Consider the following 24,404-nt stretch of genomic DNA (forward strand, 5'->3'; position numbering starts at 1 on the left):
TGTCATTTTTCTTTTAAAAATTGGATTTCATGTCTTAAGATTAACAGGGCCGTTTGATATTCTTTAGGCTCCATAAGCTGAGACTGATACAGCTCTTTCAGTTCAGCCTCCATCAGCTCAAGATCTGCTACCCTGTCGCCAATATAAATAATGGTTCCAAACCTTTTTAGAAATTGTTGAATTTCATAAACCGTTTTCATCGTGGGTCTCCCTCATTCCTAGTCAACAAAAAGTATAACCTATGCCAAAATTGTCCTCAAGGCAAATCTATTCACTGCCTGATGTTTTTATCTGTTGATTAATTTCATCAACCAAATTTGTATATTCTTTTTGGTTCGGGTTTAATTTGACTGCTTTTTCAGCATTGAGTTTTGCCGCATTTAGATCATTTTCCTCAAGATTTATTAACGCCAAATTAAAGTAAGCTTGATGAAAATTCGGATCAAGCCGAATAGCTTTCTGCAAATGGAGTTTGGCGTCTGTAAGCATTTGCTTTTTTATTTCAACGTAGGATAAAAGAAAATAGGTTTTTTCTGTTTCGGACTTTGAACGATCCTCAAAACTTTTCAAAACACTGTATGCCTTATCGTAGTTGTTTTGTTTGATATACTCCTGCGCCAGCAGGATTTGCGAATCTTCATCCTGTTTTTGCCCTGCAGCACTAAATCCATAGTTTAAGGAGCCCCAAACAATACCTGCACTCATGATTAAAAAGATGAGCTGAAGCGGAAGCTTTGGCTTCTTCGGGAGATTGACCACACCGGCAGCCAGAAATCCTCCGGCCAAACCGCCTAAATGGCCGGCATTATCGATGCCAGATGCTGAAAATCCAAATACAAGATTGATAGCGAGAACGACAATTACATTTAGCCCCATCGTTCGAAAAAATAATTTTGGGTTCATCATGCCAAAATAAAGCAAAGCTCCGAAACACCCAAAGATGGCCCCGCTTGCTCCAGCAGATAAATGCGTACTAAACAAAAGACTCGCGATGACGCCAGCTACACCAGCAAATAAATAAATAAGGAAAAAACGGATTCTGCCGAAGATTTGTTCGACAGCCGTGCCCAAAAAATATAATGCCAAGGTATTCATCGCCAAATGCAAAAAACCGATATGAAGAAAAACAGGTGTTATGAATCTCCAGTATTCTCCTTCATATATTAGCTGATTAACCTTTGCCCCATATTTGATTAATGTCGAAGTATTTGTGCTTCCCCCATTTAATTCCATCCATATAAAAACGGCCAGCTGAATCACCATAAACACATAAGTAAAGAAAGGCTTGCTATAAGTGAGGACAGCCTTTTCCCTTTTTACTTTATTTACTGCCGTCCCTAAGGTTACTCTTTTCAGCTCTTCCACTTCATTTTCCGAATAATCGTTTTGGATATCAAAATGGATGTCTTTTTGCAGCCGTTCTGCAAGACCCTTCAAGCCTGTTTCCCATTCTCCCTTCGTTAATAGAAAAGAACTGACGGATGTTTTACTCCCTTCAGGAAAAAGGTAGGGATTCCTCAGCCTAAATTCATACTCATCGACAGGTGGAAATTCACTAATATAAATATTAGCGATATCCAGATGAGGGCGCCCTAACTGCTTGCGGATTTTTTCTCCATTGGCAGCCGCAAACTCGATATCTCTTTGCATAACATTGCTCCAATCAAGATTTTCAAGATGAACTCTAATGATTGGGGCTTTTTTGTTTTCTAATTTTTCCAGCCATATTTCCTTTTGGTTCTCAAATAATTGAATAATTCGATAGTCTTGTTCAGAAATAAAAGAAAAGACAAGCCTCCAAAAAATATATTTCTCTCGATTAATGGCTCTCCCCTGCTTTCTTTCATAACAATTATTTTATAAATATTTGTATTCATTTTTGCCGCGTTTCTTTCATTATAAACGAAACTAAAGGCTTTACCGTTTTATAAGGCTCTAAAAACATGAGATGTTGATTTTTTGTCAAAAATAAAAAACCATCTGTGGTTTTCACCATTCAGATGGTCCTCCAAATACTGATTGCATCATTCTTCGTTTTATTCCGGGCAGACTCATCATTGAGCTAACCGCAATTCTCCGCAACCAACCGGAAGAAAGGAGTGTGTTGATAATACGGTATCTAAACCTATAAGCAAAATAACCAAGCGAACCAATCATTATAATAGAAGTCAGCATTCGAGACATTTTTATCCCTCCTGCCATTATTTTGTGATTCTGATTGAAAGATTATCCAAACGTTCCAGAAAAAATAAAAATTTACTCGAATAAGAAAAATTATTTACCAGCAGGAAATACTGAATTCATTGTCTTCTTTAGTACATCGACAGAATGAGTAAATTTCTGTTGTTCCTCTTCACTTAATTCAAGCTCTACAATATCTCTTACACCATCCCTGTTCACGACGGCAGGAACGCCAATATACAGATCTTTTTGTCCATATTCTCCATCGAGATAAGCTGAAACCGTCAGAACAGAATTTTCATTTTGCAAGATTGCCTTTGTTAATCGCACCAGTCCCATAGCAATACCGTAATAAGTGGCACCTTTTTTCTCGATGATATGATAGGCGGCATCACGTACATTCATAAAAATCTGATCAAGTTCTTCCTGCCGGAACCCGTCCTTGCTTTCTGCCCATTTAGAGATAGCTGTACCGGCAATATCAGCATTACTCCATACAGGAAGTTCAGTATCCCCGTGTTCACCAATAATATAAGCATGAACATTACGTGTATCAATATCGAAATAATCACCAAGCAAGAAACGGAACCGGGCCGTATCTAGAATAGTCCCTGAACCAATTACACGTTCTTTTGGAAATCCGGAAAATTTCCAAACAGCATAAGTAAGGATGTCTACCGGATTAGTAGCAACGAGAAAAATCCCATTAAATCCGCTGGCCATTATTTCTTCAACGATACCTTTAAAAATTCTCGTGTTTTTTTCAACCAAATCAAGGCGGGTTTCACCTGGCTTTTGGTTAGCACCGGCTGTAATAACTACGATGTCCGCTTCACCACATTCGGAATAGTCCCCGTACCAGATCTTTGTATGGGACGGCGCAAAAGGGAGACCGTGATTTAAATCCATCGCATCTCCTTCGGCTTTTTCTTTATTTAAATCAATTAAAACGAGTTCTTCAGTAATACCTTGATTTAAGAGGGCAAAGGCGTAGCTTGAACCCACAAACCCTGCTCCGATTACGACCACCCTATTCACACGATTCAACAAACTAAATCCCCCATTAACAAAATATTATTAAAGCATTTGAGCGACAAATATTGCTAAGGCCGCTGCCAACAAACCGGATAGAAAATTAACCATATCATTATCTACCAGAGAAATGCCCTTAATGCGGGAAGTCGGCAGACCACAATGGTTTCGTTTTTCTGTTTCTATACCGCATTGCTTGCAGACATACGCCTGTTGATAAAATGCGCCAAATAATGTATCAATGACATTCCCAATATAGCCAAATAAAAATACCAACATTACATTAACGAGACTTAACTGAAATAACCAAAAACTAACCAATGCGACAATCAGTGACCCTAGTAGTGCTGCCATACTGCCAAGGAGACTGACTGCCCCGGAGGTGCCCTTTTCTACTCGCTTAAATGTCCGAATGAAAATCGGCTCTTTCCTGCTTAAACTGCCAATCTCCGAAGCCCAGGTATCTGAATTGGAACTAGCCAATGAAACAATAAAGCCAATTACCCAGCTTTCTCCTGGATGAAAATAATAGCAGATACTAAATAATGCAGCCATGCCGCCATTGGCGATTACCTGACGCCAATCCCTTGTAGACCCTTTTGCTAATTTCTCTTCCAATTCCTTTTTGGCATAACTTTTATATTTTGACCAGAAACTTGAGGAAACAAAAAACACGCCTAATATAACAAGCCCCTTAATTCCAAATCCAGCATAAATGGCAAGACCGACAAAAACAGCTGCAATAGCACCTGAGGCTGTCAGCGATTTCTCCCGATAACCAGCTAAACCTCCTGCAAGGAGGATAACAATGATAAGGATTGGTACAATCATACAGTTTTGATAACCTCATTTGATGTAACAATTTTTGCTACTGGGATATCATATTGTTCAACAGGAAATTCTGGAATCAACTGCTCTTGGAAAGCAAGGGATAGGGTGTTCCCAGAGTACCCTGATAAAAACCGGTCGTAGTATCCGCCGCCAAAGCCCAGGCGAAACCCCGAACGAGTGTAGGCAAGCCCGGGTACAATGAGAAGGTCAATTTTATCTGGACTGACTTCAGTAGTTTGTTCTACATTTGGCTCAAGCAACCCATAGAAAACTGATTCTAATTGAGAAAACTCAGTTAAGCTTCGAAAAGATAACCTTTTCTCCTTTGGGTAACATTTTGGAACAACAACTTGCTTGCCTGATTCCCATGCTTTTCTAATAATTTGATATGTATCGACTTCAGGTACCCTGGAGATGGTAATGCCAATCACTTGCGCTTGCTCCCAATCTTCCATTTGATAAAGCCTGCTGGCAATTTTATAAGAGTAATCCTCATAAATAGGTTTTGTGAGCTTTGACAGCGATTCTTTCATTTGTTGACGAATGGAATTTTTATCGTGCATTTTAGAACGCCCCCTTGTTTTTAGGCAACAAAAAAAGCAACAGGAAGCCCTGCTGCTTATTTTGTTTCGCGGTGTACAGTTGTACGCTTTTCTCTTGGGCAATATTTCTTAAGCTCAAGACGATCTGGGTTGTTGCGTTTATTTTTGTTTGAAATATAGTTACGGTCTCCACACTCAGTGCAAGCTAACGTAATATTTACACGCATGTCTATTTCCCTCCAAACAATTAAGCTGTTCGTTCATACGACTTTTCTATAATATCATTTTTCGTTTGGAAATGCTAGTGGGTTTTTTAAAAGTGCTTGCTCCATTAAGATTAATTCCTTTTTACTCGAGCCGGAAATCGCCCAGGCATTCATTTTTTGGGTTTCCCGAGAACCAAGGGACATTTTAACGGTAAAAATGCTCGCTGCCGGCCCTTTTGCCATCGGCTGGTATCTTAAGGCTCCATTCTCCAATGAACTCCAAATTTGGTCGGTATACGCACTCCAAAGCGGAATGGTTGTATACTCACTTAATCCCGCCCCATTAAAATTCCCATTGACGAGAAATACCTTATGGTCATGGGCGTGAAAAATTTTGCTTTCTGCTGGTGAAATAAACGTGAGGCTGTCTGTGTTGACATTAGAAAAATGATGCATGACAATGACTTTAATATCCTTCTTGACATTGCTATGATTGCTAATATAAACGCTGAAGAAGCGAATTTTAGAATGGACCTGCTCCGGTTTAATTCTTAGAATTAAGCCTTCTTCATAGATGACCTTTTCGGCACTATTATGCAGAAAGTAGCATTTTCCTTTTACCCAGATGCCGAGAACTATTTGCAGCTGCTCCATTAAACCATGGCGGATCGTGTTCTGTTTACTTTTTTGGGACTCGATTAATTCCTTCATCACTGCACCTTTCACCTTATTATTTTTTCATAGTTTCGTTTACTTTTTCTGTAGAGCCATATCTCCCATCACTTTGCCAGTCTCCAAAGCAATTCGGCTCCAGCCATATAAGCTTTTTACAATTTCCTTGCCTTTAGAGCCGATCTCCTCGGCAATGGCTGGATTTTCCTCGAGATAGCTGATCTGTTCAAGCATGCTTTCCGCATCCCCCGGATTCATCAACAGGCCCGTTTGCAAATGCTTGATGATCCCTTTCATGCCACCCGTATTGGACAGAATAGTTGGTTTTCCAAGCGCCATTGCTTCCAAAGCAACAATTCCAAAGGGCTCGTACAAACTAGGAATAACAGCCATTGAACACTTGTCAATTAACGCATTTCTCTGTTCATCTGTAATATAGCCGACAAAAGCAATCTGGCCGGCCAATTGCATTTCCAGAACTTGCAGGCGGTAAGTCTCGAGCATTGGCCCCTTCCCGGCAACAACAAAAAAGTAATCCAAACCCTTTACCTTGGCAATTGCCGCTGCTTCAATAATCGTTTCAAACCCTTTTTCCTTTACGATTCTGCCAATTGAAAAAATATATTTTTTTTCTTGCAAGCAAGGAATTACCTCTCCGGCACCCATATTTGAACTCGGCTCTTCAACCCCGTTTGGTATGACGATTACTTTTTTATCATCAGCCTGAAAAACGCCAGCAAGGTGCTCCTTCATGTAGCTGCTGCAGACAATAAGCTGATTTGATTCCCTCATTAATTGCTCTTCTTTTTCATGGATAAATCTTTGGATACCTGTAAAAATTCCATTATTCCGGCCATGCTCCGTTGCATGAATGGTCGTTAAAAGCGGAATGTCCAGTAACTCTTTCAAAGTAATGGCGGCGGCACCCACAAGCCAATCATGGGCATGGATCAAGTCAAAAGAGATTTCTTCTGCCAATTTTTCCGCCCGAAAAGCCATTGCTAAATTAAGTCCGCCAATCCATGACAGAAAGTTTTCGTCCAGTTCATTGATGGGGAAAACACGGTGTATGTTTACTTGGTTCACGATTTCATGGTCAGGAAGCTTCCTTTCTCCGGCAGTGATGACATGAACCTCGTATCCCATTTTCGCCAAATGAACCGACAATCCGTATACATGTCTTGCTAAGCCCCCAACGACATTCGGCGGATACTCCCAGCAAAGCATCAGCAATTTTACCTTTCTTCCAGATAATCGACTTTGCTTCAAGTCAGCCTCAGGGACAAGCATGTTAGGCATTTTTATTCTCCAAATTGGTTGATTTTTCATAATAACTATACGTACTGACATGGCTTCGCCACTTCGGAGGGCTATCCTCATACCGTTTAAATTGCAGTAAATCTTGATGCAATTCATTCCCACTTGGTATTTCAGCCGCTGGTGTTTGAATACAATTGGACCTGTAAAGAGGGAAAAATCCTGTTCCCGGCAAAAGCACACCTAGCTCCGCTATAAAGCTTCTATTTCCTGTTAATCCTTTAACAAACCAATACCCGTTCTGATAAGGAACAGTAATTTCATAATAATGGTGTGCATTTTTTCCATTAAAAATGATATCTTTCACATCGTAAACCCTTAATACAGTAACTAACTCCTCAAAAGGTTGATTAAAATATAAACGAACGATTTTTTTTGGTGTTTCTGAAAAATCCCAATAGAGAAACATTTTTTGGGGTGTAACAAGCTTGGCTTTAAGTTCACCCTTAAGAGGAACAAAGGTTTGTGGAGTAGATGTAACCGAAGATTTTTCCTGGTTCAGGTTCTTTTGAACATGGAGACTTTCACTATTATCTTGGTTCTCGCTTTCCATCCATTTATTCCAGCTGTATTGGACTTTCCCAACGGTAGTATTAAGTACTACGGCAATCTTACGGAAGGAAAGTCCCTGCCTTCTTAATTCGATAATTTCATTAATCATGGTTTCCTCCATTCTGCAATCAAACAATATATGCATTAAATAACAATTTATTCCTATCAATCGTTTATTTAATCGTAACACCAGAAAGAGAGTCAGACAATGAACGCAATTTGTCGTATTTTGCCTAAGCCATATGCAAAGCGTGTTTGACGACGGGAAATTTTTATTAACTTATAAATTATGCGAATTTCAATTAAAAATCGACAACATAAATGAAAACTCGCCGATTGGCGAGTCCGTTAGGACGAAGACAGAGGCTAGTTGAATTTATACTTTCTTATTAGCAAACAAAATAGGATGAGGCCTAAAGCCCCATCCTTCATCATATTATTTGTTTAAATTCAGTCTTTTTCCAGTTTCCTGGTAAATTACATTTTCTGCAATATTCGTTGAGTGGTCGGCAATTCTTTCAATGAACCGGCAAATAAAGGACAATTGGATAATTTGGTTCATAGAGTTTGGATTTTGCGGGATATAGGTCATAAGCTCATGAACTAGGTTTCCAAACATATTGTCGACTGCATCGTCCTTTTCCGCACATTTTTGAGCAATCGTGATATCCTCTGTATAAAATGCGGTTATAGAATCAGTCACCATCTCCAAGGCAGCTTCCATCATCTGCGGGATATCAACAATTTCTTTAATATACTTTTCCTCCCCAATATGGACGACTGACTTGGCAATATTGACGGCCATATCCCCCATCCGCTCAACCTCGGATGAGACCTTCAATGCGACATTAATTCTTCTTAAGTCCCTGGCTACCGGTGATTCTGTAGCAATCAACATTAGTGCTTTTTCATGTATTTCCTGTTCCAAGTCATCAATGGCATTATCACCGTTAATGACACGGTTTGCTAATTCAAGATCTTGATTTAGCAAAGCAAGCATGGCGTCTTTAATTGCCTGTTCCGATATCCCGGCCATTTTAAGCAGCATTTCTTTTAAATGTTTTAAATTGTTATCAAAATTAGACCTTGTATTCATCCTGTTCACCCCATTATCCAAATCGTCCAGTGATATAGTCTTCCGTTCTTGAATCTTTTGGCATTGAAAAAATGTTTGGTGTCAAATCTACCTCAATTAATTCCCCCATAAGAAAGAAGGCCGTTTTGTCTGAAACACGAGCAGCCTGCTGCATATTGTGAGTGACGATGACAATGGTATACTTTTCTTTTAACTCAAGGATTAACTCCTCGATTTTCAGGGTTGAAATCGGGTCTAGCGCCGAGGTTGGTTCGTCCATTAGTAAAACATCAGGCTTAGTTGCAAGAGCCCTTGCGATACACAGGCGCTGCTGCTGTCCGCCGGACAGTCCAAGTGCAGGGGCGTGCAAACGATCCTTCACTTCGTCCCATAAAGCTACATCGATTAACGCTTTGGTGACAATTTCATCAAGATGCGTTTTTTTCTTAATTCCATGAATTCTCGGCCCATATGCCACATTATCATAAATGGACTGTGGAAACGGATTTCCCTTTTGAAATACCATGCCAACATGTTTACGCAATTCTACTAAGTCCGTTTTAGGATTTAAAATATTTTCACCGTCAAAGTTCACTTCTCCGGTTATTTTTACATTCGGTATCATTTTATTCATCAAGTTAAGCGTCTTTAGAAAAGTTGATTTCCCGCAGCCCGAAGGACCAATCATGGCTGTGACTTCTTTTTTCTGGATAGGAAAGTTGATGCCTTTTAAGGCATGGTGCTCACCGTACCATAAATTAAGATCTTTTACATCGAAAATATCTCTTGTTAATGTCTGAGTGGACATGAGTTTTCCCCCTTATCCGAATCGGCCGGAAATGTATTCTTCTGTCTTTTTAACCGATGGATTAGTAAAGATTGTTTCCGTGCTGTCGTATTCAATTAAATCACCACTTAAGAAGAAAGCCGTTTTATCCGAAATCCGGGAAGCCTGTTGCATATTATGAGTAACAATAATAATTGAGTATTCCTTCTTTAAATCAACAATTAGGTCTTCAACCTTGGCATTCGAGATTGGGTCAAGTGCTGAAGATGGCTCATCAAGCAGGATGACGGTCGGTTTCATGGCAATCGTTCTGGCAATGCAAAGGCGCTGTTGCTGCCCGCCAGAAAGCGAGAGGGCTGATTTATGAAGTCTATCCTTCACCTCATCCCATAGAGCCGCTTTTCGTAAACTCTCTTCGACAATTTCATCAAGTTTGCTTTTTTTCTTAATCCCAGCAAATTTCAAGCCATGGGTAATATTTTCATAAATGGATTTTGGAAAGGGGTTAGGCTTTTGAAATACCATGCCAATTTCCTTTCTTAAGGCAACTACATTGATATCTTCAGATAAAATATTGAGATCTTCATAGATAATCTCACCGATTGCTTTTGCCCCGGGAATCAAGTCATTCATGCGGTTGATACTCCTTAGAAACGTTGATTTCCCGCAGCCTGACGGACCGATTAGGGCAGTCACAGAATTCTTCTCAATATCCAAAGAAATCCCATTAACCGCTCGTTTTTCTCCATAAAAAATTTCTAAATTCTTCACAGCTAAAATAGTTTCAGGCTGGAATACACTTGTTGTTTGAAAAGGTAATTCCACATTCGTTCTCTCCTTTATCGCTGTCAACATTCGACTCCACCTCTTTATTTAGTTGCTGTTGCCCGTTTGTGAATCAAACTTCCGATCCAGCGCGCCAATAGATTAAAGATCAAGACTGAAAGAACGAGGACCGCAGAAGAACCGCTAGCAACTTCATTGACATCAGGAATTAATCCTTGTGTATTTACAGACCATATATGAACCGCCAATGTCTCAGCAGGGCGGAAAATATTCAACGGTGATTGTTCTGAAAAAGGATTCCAGTTTGTATAATCCAGTCTTGGCGTTGACAGACCTGCTGTAAATAATAATGCTGCCGCTTCACCAAAAACCCTTCCTGCAGCCAGAATGGCTCCAGTTAAGACGGACGGGAATGCCGCTGGCAAAATAATCGTTTTAATCGTATGCCAATGGGTAACTCCCAAGGCGAGGCTGGCCTCTTTTAAATCACGAGGTACTGCCCGGATGGCATCCTCGGTCGTACGTACCATTGTCGGAAGGTTAAAGATTGTCAGTGCCAATGCACCGCCTAAAATGGTGTAACCCCAGCCGGTTGTGTTGACAAAAATCAATAATCCAAACATACCAATAACTATGGAAGGCAATGACGATAACACTTCAATACAGGTCCGGATTAAGTCGGTTACTTTACCCGGTTTCGCATACTCAGCCATATAGACGCCGCCGCCAATTCCAATCGGAACGGTAATCAGCATCGTGATGAACAAAATATAAAATGAATTAAATAATTGGTCGCGAATACCTCCGCCAGCCCGGACATTACTAGAAGGGGTTGTTAAAAATTCAAGCGAAATATGTTTAAATCCATTGACGAAAATATAGAAAAACAATCCTGCTAGAATCGTTACGATCGTGATGGCAATAGCTACAAAAACCCCTGTTGCAATTCGATCGGCTGCTTTACTATTCATCGTAACTTCCTCCTTGATGACAGATAACGAATGAGGAGAATGAAGGCAAACGACATAATCAATAAAATAAGACCCATTGACCAAAGCGTGTTATTCTCCACGCTGCCATAAGTGGTATGCCCCATATTTAATGTAATAATGGTCGTTAATGTTGCTGATGCATCCAAAATGCTTGATGGCAAATTTCTCACGTTTCCGATGACCATCTGAACTGCCAATGCTTCACCAAATGCTCTCGCCATACCAAGAATGATGGCTGTAAGCAAAGAAGGCATTGCAGCCGGCACCAACACTTTTCGAATCGTCTGCCATCTAGTTGCACCTAAGGCATAAGATCCTTCCCGGAGATGGTTCGGAAGTGAACTCATTGCATCAGTTGCAATCGTTGTAATCGTCGGTAAGATCATGACGGCAAGGACAATCATCCCGGATAGTAAACTAAATCCAAGCCCGCCGACATTTTCTCTGATAAACGGAACTAACACAGTTAAACCAATAAATCCATACACAACTGATGGAATACCTACTAATAGTTCCACAATCGGCTGAAGAATTTTTCTTCCCCAAGAAGGAGCAATTTCTGTCATAAAAATCGCTCCGCCAATTCCTAATGGCGCGGCAATAAGTGCAGCAAGAAAGGTAACAGCAAAGGATCCGAAAATAAACGGAAGAACTCCATACATCGGGCTTGCTTTATCTGTAGGATTCCAGTTAGTGCTTGTTAAAAACTCGATGATGCTGATCCCGTTCTTCGTAAATGATTGCATTCCTTTTGTTCCAAGGAAGATCGTAATCGCAATCGTAGCCGATATCATGATAACGGCACACAAAATGACAATTAATTTCCCTCTAAATTCCCCATCAAGACTGCTTCTCTTTGATTTTAGCAATCTATCTTTTGCGGGAAGAAGTTTCTCCATATTAAACCAAACTCCTCTTGAATACGTCATAATAGGGTAAACGCTCTGCATTTACCCTCTTTTATTTTTCAACAGTTCATTCTAGATGTTTCTATTAGATATTTTTTTGATTTCCCTCAGCATCGCGTTCTACTTTCATTTTTGTAACAGGTAGATATCCTTGTTCCTTTAAAAGAGTGTTTTGGATATCATCTGACATTAAATAATCTAAGAACGCTTTTGTTAAACCTTCTGCTTCACCTTTAGTATAAGAGTGCTGGTATGCCCAAACCGGGAATTTTCCGGATTGTACATTTTCTGCAGTCGGTTTCACACCATCAATCGAAAGCGGAGTTACAGAATCATCAGTGAAGTAGGAGAATGCAAGGTATCCAATTGCACCTTCAGTTTCGTTTATAATCTTTTTAACCGTGTTAGAAGAATCCTCGGTAATTCCTTCAGCAGGTGTCGCACCATCAAGAGCAAAGTGATTGAATACTGCACGAGTTCCGGATGAATCAGGACGGTTTACAAGAACAATCTTTTGGTCTTTACCGCCAAGCTCTTTCCAGTTTGTAATTTTTCCTGTAAATACTTTGATTAGATCTTCTTTTTTAATATCATCAATTCCTACTTTAGGGTTAACAGCAGCTGTCATCCCCACCACTGCCACTTTGTGGTCAACAAGTTTATCAGCAGGAATTCCTTCTTTTTCTTCAGCGAAAACGTCTGAGTTACCGATTTGAACTGATCCTTCAGCAACCTGTGATAAGCCTGTCCCAGAGCCGCCGGCATTTACTTGTATATCAACTTTTGGGTTTTCAGCCATAAATTCTTCAGCAGCTGCAGCAATTAACGGTTGCATAGCTGATGATCCTGAAACAGAAATTGAGCCTGATAGTTCTCCAGAGTCTTTCCCTCCACCACTATCTTTATCTGAAGAAGAATCACTTCCACATGCTGCTGCTATAATCATGAAAGCCGCAATTAACATCATTAGGCTAATTTTTTTAAAACTTTTCATTTACTAATTCCCCCTAAGAGTTTGGCTGTTTGTTCTGCCTTACAAACATAAGAATAAAGGATGACTGTAAATAGAGTTTTAATGTTTTGTAAAGGTTATGTAAATGAATGTTTAGTTTTTGTAAATCATAATCTAGCAATCTGGCAAAAAAAAACACCTGCCTCATCCTGGAGACAGGTGTCACTTTTATTAATGTTGTGGTTGGTCAGCGGGTGGGTTTGCCGCTGTGTTATCCTCCCCTGCAGCTGCTGTTCCGTTTTGGCGGGCATTTTTTAAGTTAAAATAGGCATCCATTGCCCTTGTGCCAATTAGGTGGTTAATACTTGGGCCGCTGTTTCCTTCATAAGCCCATGGCACCACTACGGCAATGGCCACTTCAGGATTATCGTACGGCGCAAAGCTGACAAGACTTAAATTCCAAACTTCGGTTCCACGTTTCGATTTATCAGAGCCATCATAAAAAGCTTCCGCTGTACCGGTTTTGCCTGCCGGATTATATGGCTTACTTCTCCAGAAGCCGGTACCGGTACCGTCGCCAACCTGCATAACCATTCGGAATCCCTCTTGGACGCGTTTAATCCATTCATCCTTCATTTCAACACGATTTAATACCTTCGGCTGAATTTCCGCCACAATCGGACCCAATTCATTGTTATCCAATTCTGGTTCACGAATTTCCTTCACAACATGCGGCTGAATACGGTAGCCCCCGTTTGCGATGGTCGAAATGTATTGCGCAAGTTGAATAGGTGTATACGTATCGTACTGGCCGATGGCAAAGTCAAGAAGCAGACCTGACCGTTTGTCAGAGCCTGGAAAACCGCTCATTTCATTGGGAAGATCAATACCTGTACGAATTCCAAGGCCAAATTGATTAAAGGATTTCCGCATTGTACTAAAACCTTTGTCCGTATCCAATACAAGCGGTCCATTCGGAATATAACGGCCGCCAGCCATAGCAATCACCGTTTTCCACATGTACACGTTCGAGGAGACCTGCAGCGCCCGTAAATCGTTAATGTCGCCGAAGGTTTTCCAAGATTTTTTAACAGGTGTTCCTTTAATGACTAGAGGTTCATCCCGAAGGACAGATCCCGGTCTTATGGCACCAGTTTGATAGCCTGTTAAAATAGTCGCACCTTTAACAGCTGACCCCATGTTGTATGAGCTTGTAAACGTCCCTTGGGCATAATCCCGCATTTCCAGTTTGCCTGTTTCCTTATTCTTTACAAGCTGTTTACCTGACAATGCCAGGATTTCACCCGTTTTTGGGTTCATCATAACGGCAAAGGCCCTATCCATAAGTCCAGTATTCGGACTCTTTTTTGCGTTCCAAATCTCTTCTTCAATAATTTTATCTACTTGTGCCTGAAGGTCCATGTCAATGGTTAAGACAAGATCTTTTCCTCGATTGCCTTCCGATATGACCTCTGAAGATAAAATTTTCCCTGACTTATCGGTTGTATTTTTTACTTTAGCCTTCTCCCCGCGAAGGACATCTTCGTATTTTAATTCCAGATAACTCTTTCCGACCCGATCGTTTCGGCTGTAATCTTTGGCAAGATACTTGTCCAATTGTTCCTTTGGCAGCCCCGAATCAGAAGATGATACATCCCCTAAAATAGATTTTAGGGTATCTCCAAAAACATAGTTTCTGGCCCAATCTGTGGTGGTATCAATCCCTGGGAGATTTTCCAGGTTTTCGCTGACTGCAGCAAATTCCTCTGGGGTTACATCTTTATTTTTGACAATTTGCGGCGTTAAAGCGTAACCGCTGTTGAATTCCCGATAAATAGCCAGCGTTTCTACCTCTTCCGGGGTTAGACTGTTCAAATCTTCTTCCGTAATTCTCTTAAGCTGTAGTTTATAAATGTCTTTATCATCCAGCTTTTTATTTTTAAATTCGGTCCATTCTTTATCGGTGATTTTTTCTTTTGCCTTGTCCGGATGAATTAGGATCCAAAAATCCTTTTTATCACGTTCACGGACCTTTGAGGTGTCCATAGTAATTAATTTTGCTAATTTTTTAGCTGTTTCCAGCATTTCCTGCGGTGTTGTATTTTGATATTTAGTATACGTAATCGCATTTAGCGGTGAATTATCTACAATAACGTTCCCGTTTCGGTCATACATTTTCCCTCTAGGCACGGGATTTGAGACCGTAATATTGTCTGTTCGTTCAATTTCCCTTTTAAAATCTTCTCCGAATACAATTTGTAATTCTCCAAGCCGTAAAACAAGGATGGAAAAAAGCAAAAAGACGACAAAGAAAAGCATGTTTAAGCGAAAAGGAACCGCCGGCTTCTTCTTTTTCTTCTTCAAGGTCAAAACGCACCTCCCTAAGTCAATAACCTAATTAATTGTATAAGAAAGTGTAGTTTTTTTCTATGGAGAAGACTTACCATTTTTTCAAAATAAAAAAGCGATGAGCAAATCTTCACTCATTCGCTTTATACAGCAGGCAGTCGGACCCTTTTTATAAATAGATAAATCAATGTATGCCCAGCACCCAAAATCAATAATAAATATGGGATGCTTTTTTCTTCATTAAATAAGGTGACTGCTGCGAGGAAAGCAAGGACGGAAACAATACGGCCAACATTTAAGAAAATTTCCCTCACTACAATATATTCAATCCGCATTTCCGCTGCCTTCCAACCCGATCCAATCACATCATACGTTGTTGACATATACGGAACGAGCAAAAGCGGATAGGCAATCGCGATCATAGCAGCATAAATTAACAGCTTTGCGTAGTTTACTTCCCAGGCTATCAGAATGACTGCGGCATACAGCATAAGTCCGCCAATGAGTATGGCCTTTTTCCGATAACTTTTTTTAATCAGCCTAGAAGCAAGAAAATAGGCTACAAACGAAATTCCCGAATTTAGCAGTCCAAAGGTCCCCAAAGCCATTTCGCTGCCTGTTGAAATATACACAAAGACAGAAATGACAAATAAAAACGTCCCTTCTCGGAGCCCCTGAAAAAAATGGGCGTTCGTGATAAGACGCCAATTTTCATTTTGTTTTCTTTCTTCCAATATTCGTTTGAAGCAATATCTCCCCTTCGCTGGTCTAGGTTTCAAAGAAAAGCTTAACAGCACCGCAAGGGCAAATAATCCTAACGACAAGCCAAAAACAATCGTATAGCCGGTAAACTTTTCGAATCGGGTAATAATCACCCCTGCTGCGATCGGACCAATCATCCCGCCTAAGGAAGATAATATTCCCAAAAAACCATTGAAAAAATCTCTTGTTTCCGGTTCGGTGATTTCAAACGTCAGCACATTGTAGGCTAGCCAATAAAAACCGTACCCTACTCCTAACAGTCCCCCTAAGAGCAGCAAATAAGTGGCAGCCTTAGTCCCGGATAGCAACACGGCCAAATAGAAGAACGCTAAAAAAGAAACTCCTATTCGGAGAACAATCACGCGGTCAATTTTCTTTGCCCATCGGCCCGCCAAGATAAATGTGAGTGGCTGCAAAACGACGATGGAAAGGTTATATAAGGCGAGATCAGAGTATTGGCCAGTTTGCTTCCATAAATAAATATTTACGAATGTGTTGGATAAGGCAACGCTTAAAGAATATAAGCCGCCAATCATCAGTAAAAGGGTTAAATCCTTTGTTAATTCAACATCCCCTAAAAACTTAAATTTTTTTGCCATAAAAAAACTCCCCTTTGTCTTAAGAGGTAGTCTTTAACAAGCGGCAGGTTATTATTCAAATTTGGGCATGAAAAAAGACAGCTGCAAAGAGCTGCCTTTTTTACAATTATTAATTATTTCGCTGCGCTGTAACGCTTGGAAACTTCGTCCCAGTTTACTACGTTCCAGAATGAAGCGATGTAGTCTGGACGCTTGTTTTGGAATTTTAAGTAGTAAGCATGCTCCCAAACATCTAGGCCAAGGATTGGAGTTTTGCCTTCCATCAATGGAGAGTCTTGGTTTGGTGTGCTGGATACTTCTAATTCGCCGTTATTAACGGATAGCCATGCCCAGCCAGAGCCAAAGCGAGTAGTTGCTGCTTTTGCGAATTCTTCTTTGAAAGCTTCGAAGCTGCCAAATTTGCTGTTGATTGCATCAGCAAGTTCTCCACTTGGAGCACCGCCGCCATTTGGAGAAAGAATTTGCCAGAATAAAGAGTGGTTCGCATGACCGCCGCCGTTGTTACGAACAGCAGTGCGTGCTGCTTCTGGAACAGCATCCAAGTTTGAGATAACTTCTTCAACTGACTTAGAAAGCAATTCTTCGTTGCCTGCTAAAGCGTTGTTTAGGTTAGTCACATAAGTGTTGTGATGTCTTGTGTGGTGAATGTTCATAGTTTCCTTATCGAAATGTGGCTCAAGTGCATCTTCCGAGTAAGGTAATTTTGGTAATTCAAATGCCATGAAAAATTCCTCCCTATGTACTATTTTTTAAAGGCCTTGGCACACTAAAATTCATCGCAAAGAATTTTAAAATATTTCCAAAGCTTTGTGACTTTAGATTACCAAAGTTGAGTGGCAAGTATCAAATAATTTGCTTAAACCACCATATATAAAATATCCACTTTTCAGCTTTTTATGCAGTTTTTTCACATTAACATTTCACAACTATTCACTTTTCGAAAAATTGTCATGAATCATGCAATCGGCATGCTGTCAACGATTTATGTCATAGCAGTTATTTTTATTTACATATTTTGTAAAACAGCATATTGACTAGATGGATTTTATTCCTTTTAATCATCATATACATGGTTTTAAGGAGTGGCAGGACATGCAGAAAAACAGCCTTTCTATTTATGAAATAGTACATTATTTTTTCAAAAAGACTGAGCCGGTACAAAAGATAACAGCAGGTAGTGTGCTGTTCCATGAGAAAGATCCGGCCGAATTTATATACCTACTCCTAAATGGCGGTATTGCCTTAGGACGAATGCACGTTAGAGGAAAGGATTTTATTTTAAAAATCGTGAATGACCAAGAATTAATAATTGAATACCAGCTTTTTAAAACAAATCCCCGCTATCAGTTCTATGCCAAAACTTTGACGGATTGTGAAGCGATTGCCATCAAACGGGAGGACTTTGAAAATTTCGTGTTAACGGATCCGGAAGCCATGCAAGCACTTGCCACATGGCTATCAACAAGCTATTTGAAGGTGCAGATGAAATGCCAGGATTTAATCATGAACGGTAAAAAAGGCGGCCTATACTCAATCCTTATCCGTCTATGTAATTCGTATGGAGTCATGACACCCGATGGGATCCTGATTGATTTACCCTTGACTCACCAAGAATTGGCCAATTTGACTTTTGGCACTAGGGAAGTGATTCAGCGTGCCCTCAAGGAATTACGAGAGCAAAACATTATCTCCTATGACAATCAAAAATTTACGATAAGAAATCTCAACTACCTCAAGCAAACCGTGGATTGCCAAAACTGTTCTGCGGAAATTTGCGGCTTAAACTGATTGAATTTGCCTCTATGGCGGTTCTATTTAAAGTGTTAACTACCTTGTTCTTGTCTATCATAGCTTCAAAAGCTACAATAGAATGGTGAATCTATATGAGGTGGTTATTATGAATATTTTCAAGCAATTATTTAAAAGTATCTACTCGCCGAAGGACATAGCTTTATTTCGTTTCCAAGGTATCGGAAAAACAATTCTTTTTGTTTTCTTATTGACTTTTATTTCCGTCCTTCCGTCGATTGTTTATTTCAGCACAGCGTTAACAACCGGATTGGATTCTGCCGAAACCTTTCTGGAAAAGGAGGCTCCTGATTTTACGATAAAGAATGGACAATTAGAGGCAGATACTAAGGTCCCTGTAACGATTAATAAGGATAATTTTACGATTATTTTGGACCCTACCGGCGTCGTTTCTAGTCAAGATGCAGCCGATCAAGGAAATACGTTCGCCCTGTTAAAAGATGAGTTTGTTATGACAGCCGGTGGCCAAAGCGATACATACCCCTATTCCATGATGGAAGGGCTGAAACTTTCAAAGAACGATCTCGTTGACTTTATTAACTCGATTAGTGGACTAAAGGGCATTATTATCCCGATTGTCTCCTTATTCATCTATTTGTTTTCAAGTGCCGCTAGTTTCATTGAAGTTTCTGTTCTTGCTTTAATCGGACTTGTGTTAAAAAATCTTGCCGGAAGAAAGCTTACCTATCGCCATTTATGGAGAATGGCCGCATACAGTGAAACATTGCCGACATTATTTTTTACGATAATGGCCGCACTGAAAACAGCCGTACCAAACAGCTTTTGGATCAATTGGTTTGTCGTTATCATTGTTTTATATTTGGCGATAAATGAAATCCCAAAACCGAAAAAAAGTAGTTAAAGCATCCATTGAATGGATGCTTTTTTCATTTATGAGTTCTATTTAAAGGTGGACAAGCATAGGTTTGTAGAAACTTTTGTTTGGAGGCTTGTCCAATGAAAAAATTGTTTGGTGTTTTAATTGCCATTTTAGTCATATATGTGATTTACTTCGACTTAACTGTCGGCACTTTGCCTTCTACAGCAAACATTCAGGTAGAGGCAAATGTTAATCAAACCGCTAAACCTAGTACCAGCATCCCTTCTTTTACAGAAAAGGTAAAACCAGGTCAAACTGTTATTTCCATTGTCGAGCACCAATTAGGAAAATCTCTTCCTGTATCTATTTCTGAGTTAATAGAAGACTTTCAGGCATTAAATCCAGGAAAGTCACCAGAAAAAATACAAATCGGTTCTACATATCATTTTCCGGATTACTCAAACTAATGAGGATAATCCTTATTCTTGTCAAAATTAGATGCAGGCTGATACAATAAAAGGTGAATTGTTTTTAATTCTATATTCGAATCCAGCTAAAGGAGCGAATTCCACGTGAGTGAAATTATACATCGTACGAAAACACGGCCGATCAAGGTTGGCAATTTAACCATCGGCGGCAATAATGAAATTATCATTCAAAGTATGACAACCACTAAAACCCATGATGTAGAGGCTACTGTTGCCGAAATCAAACGTCTTGAGGAAGCAGGTTGCCAAATTGTCCGGGTCGCATGCCCAGATGAAAGGGCTGCAAATGCCATTCCTGAAATCAAAAAAAGAATCAACATTCCACTTGTTGTTGATATCCACTTCGATTATAAATTGGCACTAAAGGCGATTGAAGGCGGCGCTGATAAAATCAGGATCAATCCTGGAAATATCGGCAGAAAAGAAAAGGTTGAAGCGGTAGTAAAAGCCGCTAAAGAAAAAGGAATTCCAATCCGGATCGGTGTAAATGCGGGGTCATTGGAAAAACGAATTCTTGATAAATACGGCTACCCAACCGCTGATGGAATGGTCGAAAGCGCCCTCCATCATATCAAAATTCTAGAGGACTTGGACTTCCACGATATTATCGTTTCAATGAAGGCTTCTGATGTCAATTTGGCTATTGAAGCATATGAAAAAGCTGCCCGCACCTTCGATTATCCATTGCATCTTGGGATAACCGAATCCGGAACACTTTTCTCCGGAACCATTAAAAGTGCAGCCGGATTAGGTGCAATTATCAGCAAAGGTATTGGTAATACGGTAAGGGTTTCATTAAGTGCAGACCCAGTTGAAGAGGTTAAAGTAGCTCGTGAGCTTTTGAAGGTATTCCACCTTTCCTCCAATGCTGCTACCTTAATTTCCTGCCCTACCTGCGGGCGCATTGAAATAGACCTGATCAGCATCGCCAATGAGGTAGAGGAATATATCTCCCATATTAAAGCACCTATCAAGGTTTCAGTTCTAGGCTGCGCGGTAAATGGACCTGGTGAAGCTCGTGAAGCAGACATCGGAATTGCCGGTGCCCGTGGTGAAGGTCTATTGTTTAGAAAAGGCGAGATTGTCCGGAAGGTGCCAGAATCACAAATGGTCGAAGAACTCAAAAAGGAAATTGACCAGCTTGCCGAAGAATATTTCCGCAAGAAGGAAGCAGAAGAAAAGGTAAACAAATAGGTAAACATCACAAGAGGCCGTCCCGAAAGACAGCCTCTTTTCTTTGCTCCTATGTTAAAAGAACGGAAGAATAAAGATTCCGATGATAATCGATACCGCTCCAATCCCAATAGCCCACGCTCCAAGCCCTTCGGAGCCGCGGCGCCTAGCAACAAATCCCAGAATAATTCCTGCTGCACCAAACAGGATTGGCATTACGAACAAGGATAAAATGGAAAGGACCAGTGCGACAGTCCCTAGTCCGGCACCGCCGACCGCACGTCCTCGACCATTATCACCAATATCGTCTTTTTCCCTGCCTCTTATAATAGGTACGGGGGCCGCGATTTCGGCAGCAGTTTCTTCATTATAGGAAGAACGGATTGGCACGGATGCCCCAATTGGCGGATCATCTTTCTTTAAAGATACCCTCATTGGGACAGACGCTCCAAATTCATCTGCAGTTTCCTCATTATATTTGGAAGCTTGGGTTGTTACAGGTGTTGCGATTTCGGAAGTTGTGGCCTCACGATAATCCGATGGAGAATTTGGTATATCTTCACCGATAATTGGGCCACGAAGAGCTTCTTGCACCTTCGTGTCGCGTTCATCTGCCATCCTTTAATCCCTCACTTTCAATGTAGGAGCATTTATTATTGTTTGTCATTAAAGCCTTTTTACTATGACAATGATTGTCTTAACTAGTTAGTTATTTCAATTCCGCAAAATATTTCATGCCAAACAGTTCACGGTCTTTGGTAAAATAAAAATAGAACTGAGGAAACAACAGAAGGTGAATTTAAAAATGAAAAAAAGATTTGGAATTGATATTGATGGAACAGTTACCTGCCCTACATCGTTATTGCCTTTTATAAACAAGGCATTTGGGATGAACATTGCTTATGAGGACATCACCCAATACGATTTAACTCCTTTTGTGAAAGTGGATGAAAAAGTATTTGCCCATTGGTTTTCAGAAAATGAGCCGATTATATATGAAGGTTCTCCACTTGCTAAAGGCGTAAAGCCGATATTAAATAAATGGAAAAATGAACATGAATTGTTTTTTATCAGTGCCCGAGGACCGCATCTGCTCGAGGTGACCGAAAATTGGTTTTCAGCGCATGGATTAACCTTTCATCACATCGAACTGATTGGCTCTCATGACAAGGTAGAAACGGCTAAAAATCTGAAAGTGGATCTCTTTTTTGAGGATAAACACGACAACGCCGTTGCCCTTCATGAAGAATGCGGAATTCCGGTCATTTTATTTGATACTCCCTATAATCAAGAGCCCATTCCACAAGGTGTCATCCGGGTCAATGACTGGGCAGAAGCAGCCATTTGGGTAGAGAACTGGCTTAGGAAGCAGGAAAATATACGAGAAATGGCTGGGTCAATGAAATAAAAATAAAAAAAGCTGTCCCAAATGAGCAGTCACTCCGCTCATGGGTCAGCTTTTTTATTATACACAATCCGGACAGCGGCCATATATTTCGAATTTATGCCCGGAGATGTCGTAGCCTTTTAAATTTGCACTGAGGCCCTCCATCGGACATGTTTCAATTTCTTTCGACTTGCCGCAGCTTAAGCAAATAAAATGATGGTGATGATGGGTGTGCGAGCAGGAAAAACGAAAATGTTTTTCGCCTGACAACTCCGTCATCTCTAGTATCCCCATGTTAACAAAAAGGGAAAGGTTACGGTAAATAGTATCAAAACTTAAGCCCGGGTAATCATCCTTCAATAGATCTAAAACATCTTTTGCTGTTAAATATTTATCGCTTTCAGCAAACAATTGAAGCATATCTTCCCTTTTTCCTGTCTGCTTAAATCCATTTTCCTTTAAAAATTGAAGTGCTTCTTGTACATTCATCATTTACACACCTCGCTTATGCTTTATTCACCAAGATTTTTTTATAAAATATCGCCAATATTAATATCAATACAGAGAGCATGACAATTGTTCCACCTGGAGCCAAGTCCAAATAATAAGCAAGGCTCAGCCCGCCAAGCACCGAAGCTTCACCGAAGATAACCGATAAAATAATAGCCTGCCTAAACCCTTTGGCAATTCGGATACTTGCTGCAACAGGAAGTGTCATTAACGAAGAAACCAACAGGATTCCAACAATTCTCATTGAAGCTGCTATGACCAGCGCCACTAAAATAATGAAAATGAAATGGATGCTTTTTGCTGCAATACCGGAAGCCTTGGCGTATTCCTCATCAAAAGACAATAAAAACAGCTCTTTATACAAGAGAACCACAGCCAGTACCACTGCAATACCGATTACCAGAATCACCCAAAGGTCGGTACGGCTGACGGCTGATACACTACCAAATAAATAACTGAACAAATCTGTATTAAAGCCTTTGGCAAGAGATATAAATATAACCCCCAGCCCGATTCCTCCGGAAAGAATAATCGGAATCGCCAGCTCTTGATAGTGCTTGTAGACTCCTCTTAGCTTTTCAATAAATAAGGCCCCGCCAACCGAAAAAACCATGCCCATATACAATGGATTCAGGCCCGTAAGTGCGGTAACATAGCGCTCAAGCAACAGACTTGCCGCAATCCCTGCCAAAGTTACATGGCTAAGCGCATCGGCAATCAAAGACAATCTTCTAACCACAATAAATACTCCCAATAATGGAGCTAGAATGCCAATTAACATTCCAGTTAAGAAGGCGTTTTGTAAAAATTCATAATGTAAAATCCCTTGAATCATACTATACGCCTCCGTGTTCATGATGATGAGTTAGCAATTGCACATCATGTCCATAGAATGATGACAGGTCTTCCATTCTCATCTGCTCAAATTCATTTGTCAGTCCGTGAAAATGCAAATGCTTATTTAAACAGGCTACATGGGATACCTTATCGGAAACGGTCCCGATGTCATGTGTGACCATCACCAATGTAATCGCCTTATTTTTATTTAACACATCAAGCATTTCATAAAAAGCCTTTATGTTCTCTGCATCAACCCCAACGGTTGGTTCGTCAAGTATCAACAGCTCTGGCTCACTCACCAAGGCTCTAGCTATAAATACCCGCTGCTGCTGCCCGCCTGAAAGCTCGCCAATATTTCGGTCTTTAAATTTTTTCATCCCTACTGCATCCAATGAGGCTAATACTTTTTCCGAGTGCTCCTTTTTGAAAAAAGACAACAGGCCCAGCTTTTTTGTTAACCCGCTTGCCACTACCTCATATACGGTCGCCGGGAAACCCGTGTTAAAGGAGTTGGCTTTTTGGGAAACGTAACCGATTTTGTCCCAATTTTTAAATTTATTGATTTCTTGGCCAAATAGGTAAATTTCTCCCTTTTGCAGCTTTAATAATCCCAAAACTAACTTTAATAGTGTTGATTTTCCAGAACCATTGGGGCCGACAATGGCGAGAAACGCACCCTTTTCCACGGATAAATTGATGTTTTCAAGAACGATGTCCTTTTCATATCGATAGGACAGCTGTTTAATATCAATAATTGATTGCATAGATTTCGCACTCTCACTTTAATTTTAAGAATCATTCCGATTTAACTTTATGTAGTATACAATAGTTATT

Annotated in this window: 28 protein-coding genes; 5 read left to right on the forward strand and 23 right to left on the reverse strand. The window is 40.3% G+C overall.

What is annotated here, in order from left to right:
* Positions 1-2 precede the first annotated feature (2 nt).
* From ACFPA1_RS15680 to ACFPA1_RS15770, 19 genes are all read right to left on the reverse strand, one after another.
* A complete protein-coding gene (locus tag ACFPA1_RS15680) occupies positions 3-200 on the reverse strand; it encodes a YqgQ family protein (RefSeq protein ID WP_213144852.1) in 198 nt (65 codons plus the stop codon).
* A 67-nt stretch (positions 201-267) separates the two neighbouring features.
* The gene (locus tag ACFPA1_RS15685) at positions 268-1,650 is read right to left on the reverse strand and encodes a rhomboid family protein (protein WP_241113856.1); all 1,383 of its coding nucleotides are present in this window, start codon (positions 1,648-1,650) and stop codon (positions 268-270) included.
* A 339-nt stretch (positions 1,651-1,989) separates the two neighbouring features.
* A complete protein-coding gene (locus ACFPA1_RS15690; RefSeq protein WP_213144851.1) occupies positions 1,990-2,184 on the reverse strand; it encodes a hypothetical protein in 195 nt (64 codons plus the stop codon).
* A 90-nt stretch (positions 2,185-2,274) separates the two neighbouring features.
* On the reverse strand, positions 2,275-3,231 hold the full coding sequence (locus ACFPA1_RS15695; protein ID WP_213144850.1) for an L-lactate dehydrogenase: 957 nt from the start codon (positions 3,229-3,231) through the stop codon (positions 2,275-2,277).
* 27 nt (positions 3,232-3,258) lie between these two features.
* Positions 3,259-4,044, reverse strand: coding sequence for a DUF92 domain-containing protein (locus ACFPA1_RS15700; RefSeq protein WP_378584059.1), 786 nt, complete (start codon positions 4,042-4,044; stop codon positions 3,259-3,261).
* On the reverse strand, positions 4,041-4,607 hold the full coding sequence (locus tag ACFPA1_RS15705) for a 5-formyltetrahydrofolate cyclo-ligase (protein ID WP_378584061.1): 567 nt from the start codon (positions 4,605-4,607) through the stop codon (positions 4,041-4,043). Before ACFPA1_RS15705 ends, ACFPA1_RS15700 begins: the two co-directional genes overlap by 4 nt.
* A 56-nt stretch (positions 4,608-4,663) precedes the next feature.
* Positions 4,664-4,813, reverse strand: a complete 150-nt coding sequence (gene rpmG / locus ACFPA1_RS15710) for a 50S ribosomal protein L33 (protein ID WP_082692947.1) — start codon at positions 4,811-4,813, stop codon at positions 4,664-4,666.
* Between the two features lie 54 nt (positions 4,814-4,867).
* Positions 4,868-5,506: a hypothetical protein gene (locus ACFPA1_RS15715; RefSeq protein WP_213144847.1), complete on the reverse strand. Its 639-nt coding sequence runs from the start codon at positions 5,504-5,506 to the stop codon at positions 4,868-4,870.
* A gap of 36 nt (positions 5,507-5,542) precedes the next feature.
* Positions 5,543-6,763, reverse strand: a complete 1,221-nt coding sequence (locus ACFPA1_RS15720; RefSeq protein ID WP_378584063.1) for a glycosyltransferase family 4 protein — start codon at positions 6,761-6,763, stop codon at positions 5,543-5,545.
* Positions 6,756-7,442: a DUF4912 domain-containing protein gene (locus ACFPA1_RS15725; protein WP_213144846.1), complete on the reverse strand. Its 687-nt coding sequence runs from the start codon at positions 7,440-7,442 to the stop codon at positions 6,756-6,758. Before ACFPA1_RS15725 ends, ACFPA1_RS15720 begins: the two co-directional genes overlap by 8 nt.
* A gap of 327 nt (positions 7,443-7,769) precedes the next feature.
* Positions 7,770-8,429, reverse strand: coding sequence for a phosphate signaling complex protein PhoU (gene phoU / locus ACFPA1_RS15730; protein ID WP_213120170.1), 660 nt, complete (start codon positions 8,427-8,429; stop codon positions 7,770-7,772).
* Positions 8,430-8,442: 13 nt separating this feature from the next.
* Positions 8,443-9,216 carry a phosphate ABC transporter ATP-binding protein PstB gene (pstB, locus tag ACFPA1_RS15735; RefSeq protein ID WP_213144845.1) on the reverse strand — a complete coding sequence of 258 codons (774 nt, stop codon included), beginning with the start codon at positions 9,214-9,216 and terminating at the stop codon, positions 8,443-8,445.
* 12 nt (positions 9,217-9,228) lie between these two features.
* Positions 9,229-10,050, reverse strand: coding sequence for a phosphate ABC transporter ATP-binding protein PstB (pstB, locus tag ACFPA1_RS15740; protein ID WP_241113854.1), 822 nt, complete (start codon positions 10,048-10,050; stop codon positions 9,229-9,231).
* Between the two features lie 14 nt (positions 10,051-10,064).
* Positions 10,065-10,952 (reverse strand): phosphate ABC transporter permease PstA, encoded by an 888-nt coding sequence (gene pstA, locus ACFPA1_RS15745; protein WP_213144843.1) that lies wholly within the window; start codon positions 10,950-10,952, stop codon positions 10,065-10,067.
* Positions 10,949-11,872 (reverse strand): phosphate ABC transporter permease subunit PstC, encoded by a 924-nt coding sequence (gene pstC / locus ACFPA1_RS15750; protein WP_213144842.1) that lies wholly within the window; start codon positions 11,870-11,872, stop codon positions 10,949-10,951. The genes pstA and pstC overlap by 4 nt, the downstream gene beginning before the upstream one ends.
* 94 nt (positions 11,873-11,966) lie before the next feature.
* Positions 11,967-12,875 carry a phosphate ABC transporter substrate-binding protein gene (locus ACFPA1_RS15755; RefSeq protein WP_213120166.1) on the reverse strand — a complete coding sequence of 303 codons (909 nt, stop codon included), beginning with the start codon at positions 12,873-12,875 and terminating at the stop codon, positions 11,967-11,969.
* A gap of 189 nt (positions 12,876-13,064) precedes the next feature.
* Positions 13,065-15,152 carry a peptidoglycan D,D-transpeptidase FtsI family protein gene (locus ACFPA1_RS15760; RefSeq protein ID WP_213145295.1) on the reverse strand — a complete coding sequence of 696 codons (2,088 nt, stop codon included), beginning with the start codon at positions 15,150-15,152 and terminating at the stop codon, positions 13,065-13,067.
* Positions 15,153-15,325: 173 nt separating this feature from the next.
* A complete protein-coding gene (locus ACFPA1_RS15765) occupies positions 15,326-16,543 on the reverse strand; it encodes an MFS transporter (RefSeq protein ID WP_213144841.1) in 1,218 nt (405 codons plus the stop codon).
* A gap of 113 nt (positions 16,544-16,656) precedes the next feature.
* Positions 16,657-17,265 (reverse strand): superoxide dismutase, encoded by a 609-nt coding sequence (locus tag ACFPA1_RS15770; protein ID WP_378584068.1) that lies wholly within the window; start codon positions 17,263-17,265, stop codon positions 16,657-16,659.
* 370 nt (positions 17,266-17,635) lie between these two features.
* Here ACFPA1_RS15770 and ACFPA1_RS15775 point away from each other — a divergent pair, with 370 nt between their 5' ends.
* The 4 genes from ACFPA1_RS15775 to ispG all read left to right on the forward strand — a co-directional run bounded on the left by ACFPA1_RS15775 (position 17,636) and on the right by ispG (position 20,854).
* Complete coding sequence (locus tag ACFPA1_RS15775) at positions 17,636-18,331, forward strand: Crp/Fnr family transcriptional regulator (RefSeq protein ID WP_213144839.1); 696 nt, start codon at positions 17,636-17,638, stop codon at positions 18,329-18,331.
* A 109-nt stretch (positions 18,332-18,440) separates the two neighbouring features.
* Positions 18,441-19,214 carry a DUF1189 domain-containing protein gene (locus ACFPA1_RS15780; RefSeq protein ID WP_213144838.1) on the forward strand — a complete coding sequence of 258 codons (774 nt, stop codon included), beginning with the start codon at positions 18,441-18,443 and terminating at the stop codon, positions 19,212-19,214.
* A 95-nt stretch (positions 19,215-19,309) separates the two neighbouring features.
* Positions 19,310-19,639, forward strand: coding sequence for a hypothetical protein (locus tag ACFPA1_RS15785; protein ID WP_213144837.1), 330 nt, complete (start codon positions 19,310-19,312; stop codon positions 19,637-19,639).
* 114 nt (positions 19,640-19,753) lie between these two features.
* Positions 19,754-20,854: a flavodoxin-dependent (E)-4-hydroxy-3-methylbut-2-enyl-diphosphate synthase gene (ispG, locus tag ACFPA1_RS15790; RefSeq protein ID WP_213145294.1), complete on the forward strand. Its 1,101-nt coding sequence runs from the start codon at positions 19,754-19,756 to the stop codon at positions 20,852-20,854.
* A gap of 54 nt (positions 20,855-20,908) precedes the next feature.
* On the opposite strand, the gene ACFPA1_RS15795 is transcribed toward ispG, so the two are convergent.
* The gene (locus ACFPA1_RS15795; RefSeq protein WP_213145293.1) at positions 20,909-21,268 is read right to left on the reverse strand and encodes a DUF4190 domain-containing protein; all 360 of its coding nucleotides are present in this window, start codon (positions 21,266-21,268) and stop codon (positions 20,909-20,911) included.
* Between the two features lie 370 nt (positions 21,269-21,638).
* Here ACFPA1_RS15795 and ACFPA1_RS15800 point away from each other — a divergent pair, with 370 nt between their 5' ends.
* Complete coding sequence (locus ACFPA1_RS15800; protein WP_378584070.1) at positions 21,639-22,241, forward strand: 5' nucleotidase, NT5C type; 603 nt, start codon at positions 21,639-21,641, stop codon at positions 22,239-22,241.
* 57 nt (positions 22,242-22,298) lie between these two features.
* Here the strand turns inward: ACFPA1_RS15800 and ACFPA1_RS15805 are convergent, their stop codons facing one another.
* Genes ACFPA1_RS15805 through ACFPA1_RS15815 form a run of 3 tightly spaced genes read right to left on the reverse strand, consistent with a single transcriptional unit; the run spans position 22,299 to position 24,334 of the window.
* On the reverse strand, positions 22,299-22,709 hold the full coding sequence (locus tag ACFPA1_RS15805) for a Fur family transcriptional regulator (RefSeq protein WP_213145292.1): 411 nt from the start codon (positions 22,707-22,709) through the stop codon (positions 22,299-22,301).
* Positions 22,710-22,725: 16 nt separating this feature from the next.
* Complete coding sequence (locus tag ACFPA1_RS15810) at positions 22,726-23,565, reverse strand: metal ABC transporter permease (protein ID WP_213144835.1); 840 nt, start codon at positions 23,563-23,565, stop codon at positions 22,726-22,728.
* 1 nt (position 23,566) lies between these two features.
* Complete coding sequence (locus ACFPA1_RS15815) at positions 23,567-24,334, reverse strand: metal ABC transporter ATP-binding protein (RefSeq protein WP_378584072.1); 768 nt, start codon at positions 24,332-24,334, stop codon at positions 23,567-23,569.
* Between the last annotated feature and the right edge of the window lie 70 nt (positions 24,335-24,404).

This window comes from Neobacillus sp. GCM10023253 (genome assembly GCF_042653105.1).
Lineage (GTDB): Bacteria > Bacillota > Bacilli > Bacillales > Cytobacillaceae > Neobacillus > Neobacillus citreus.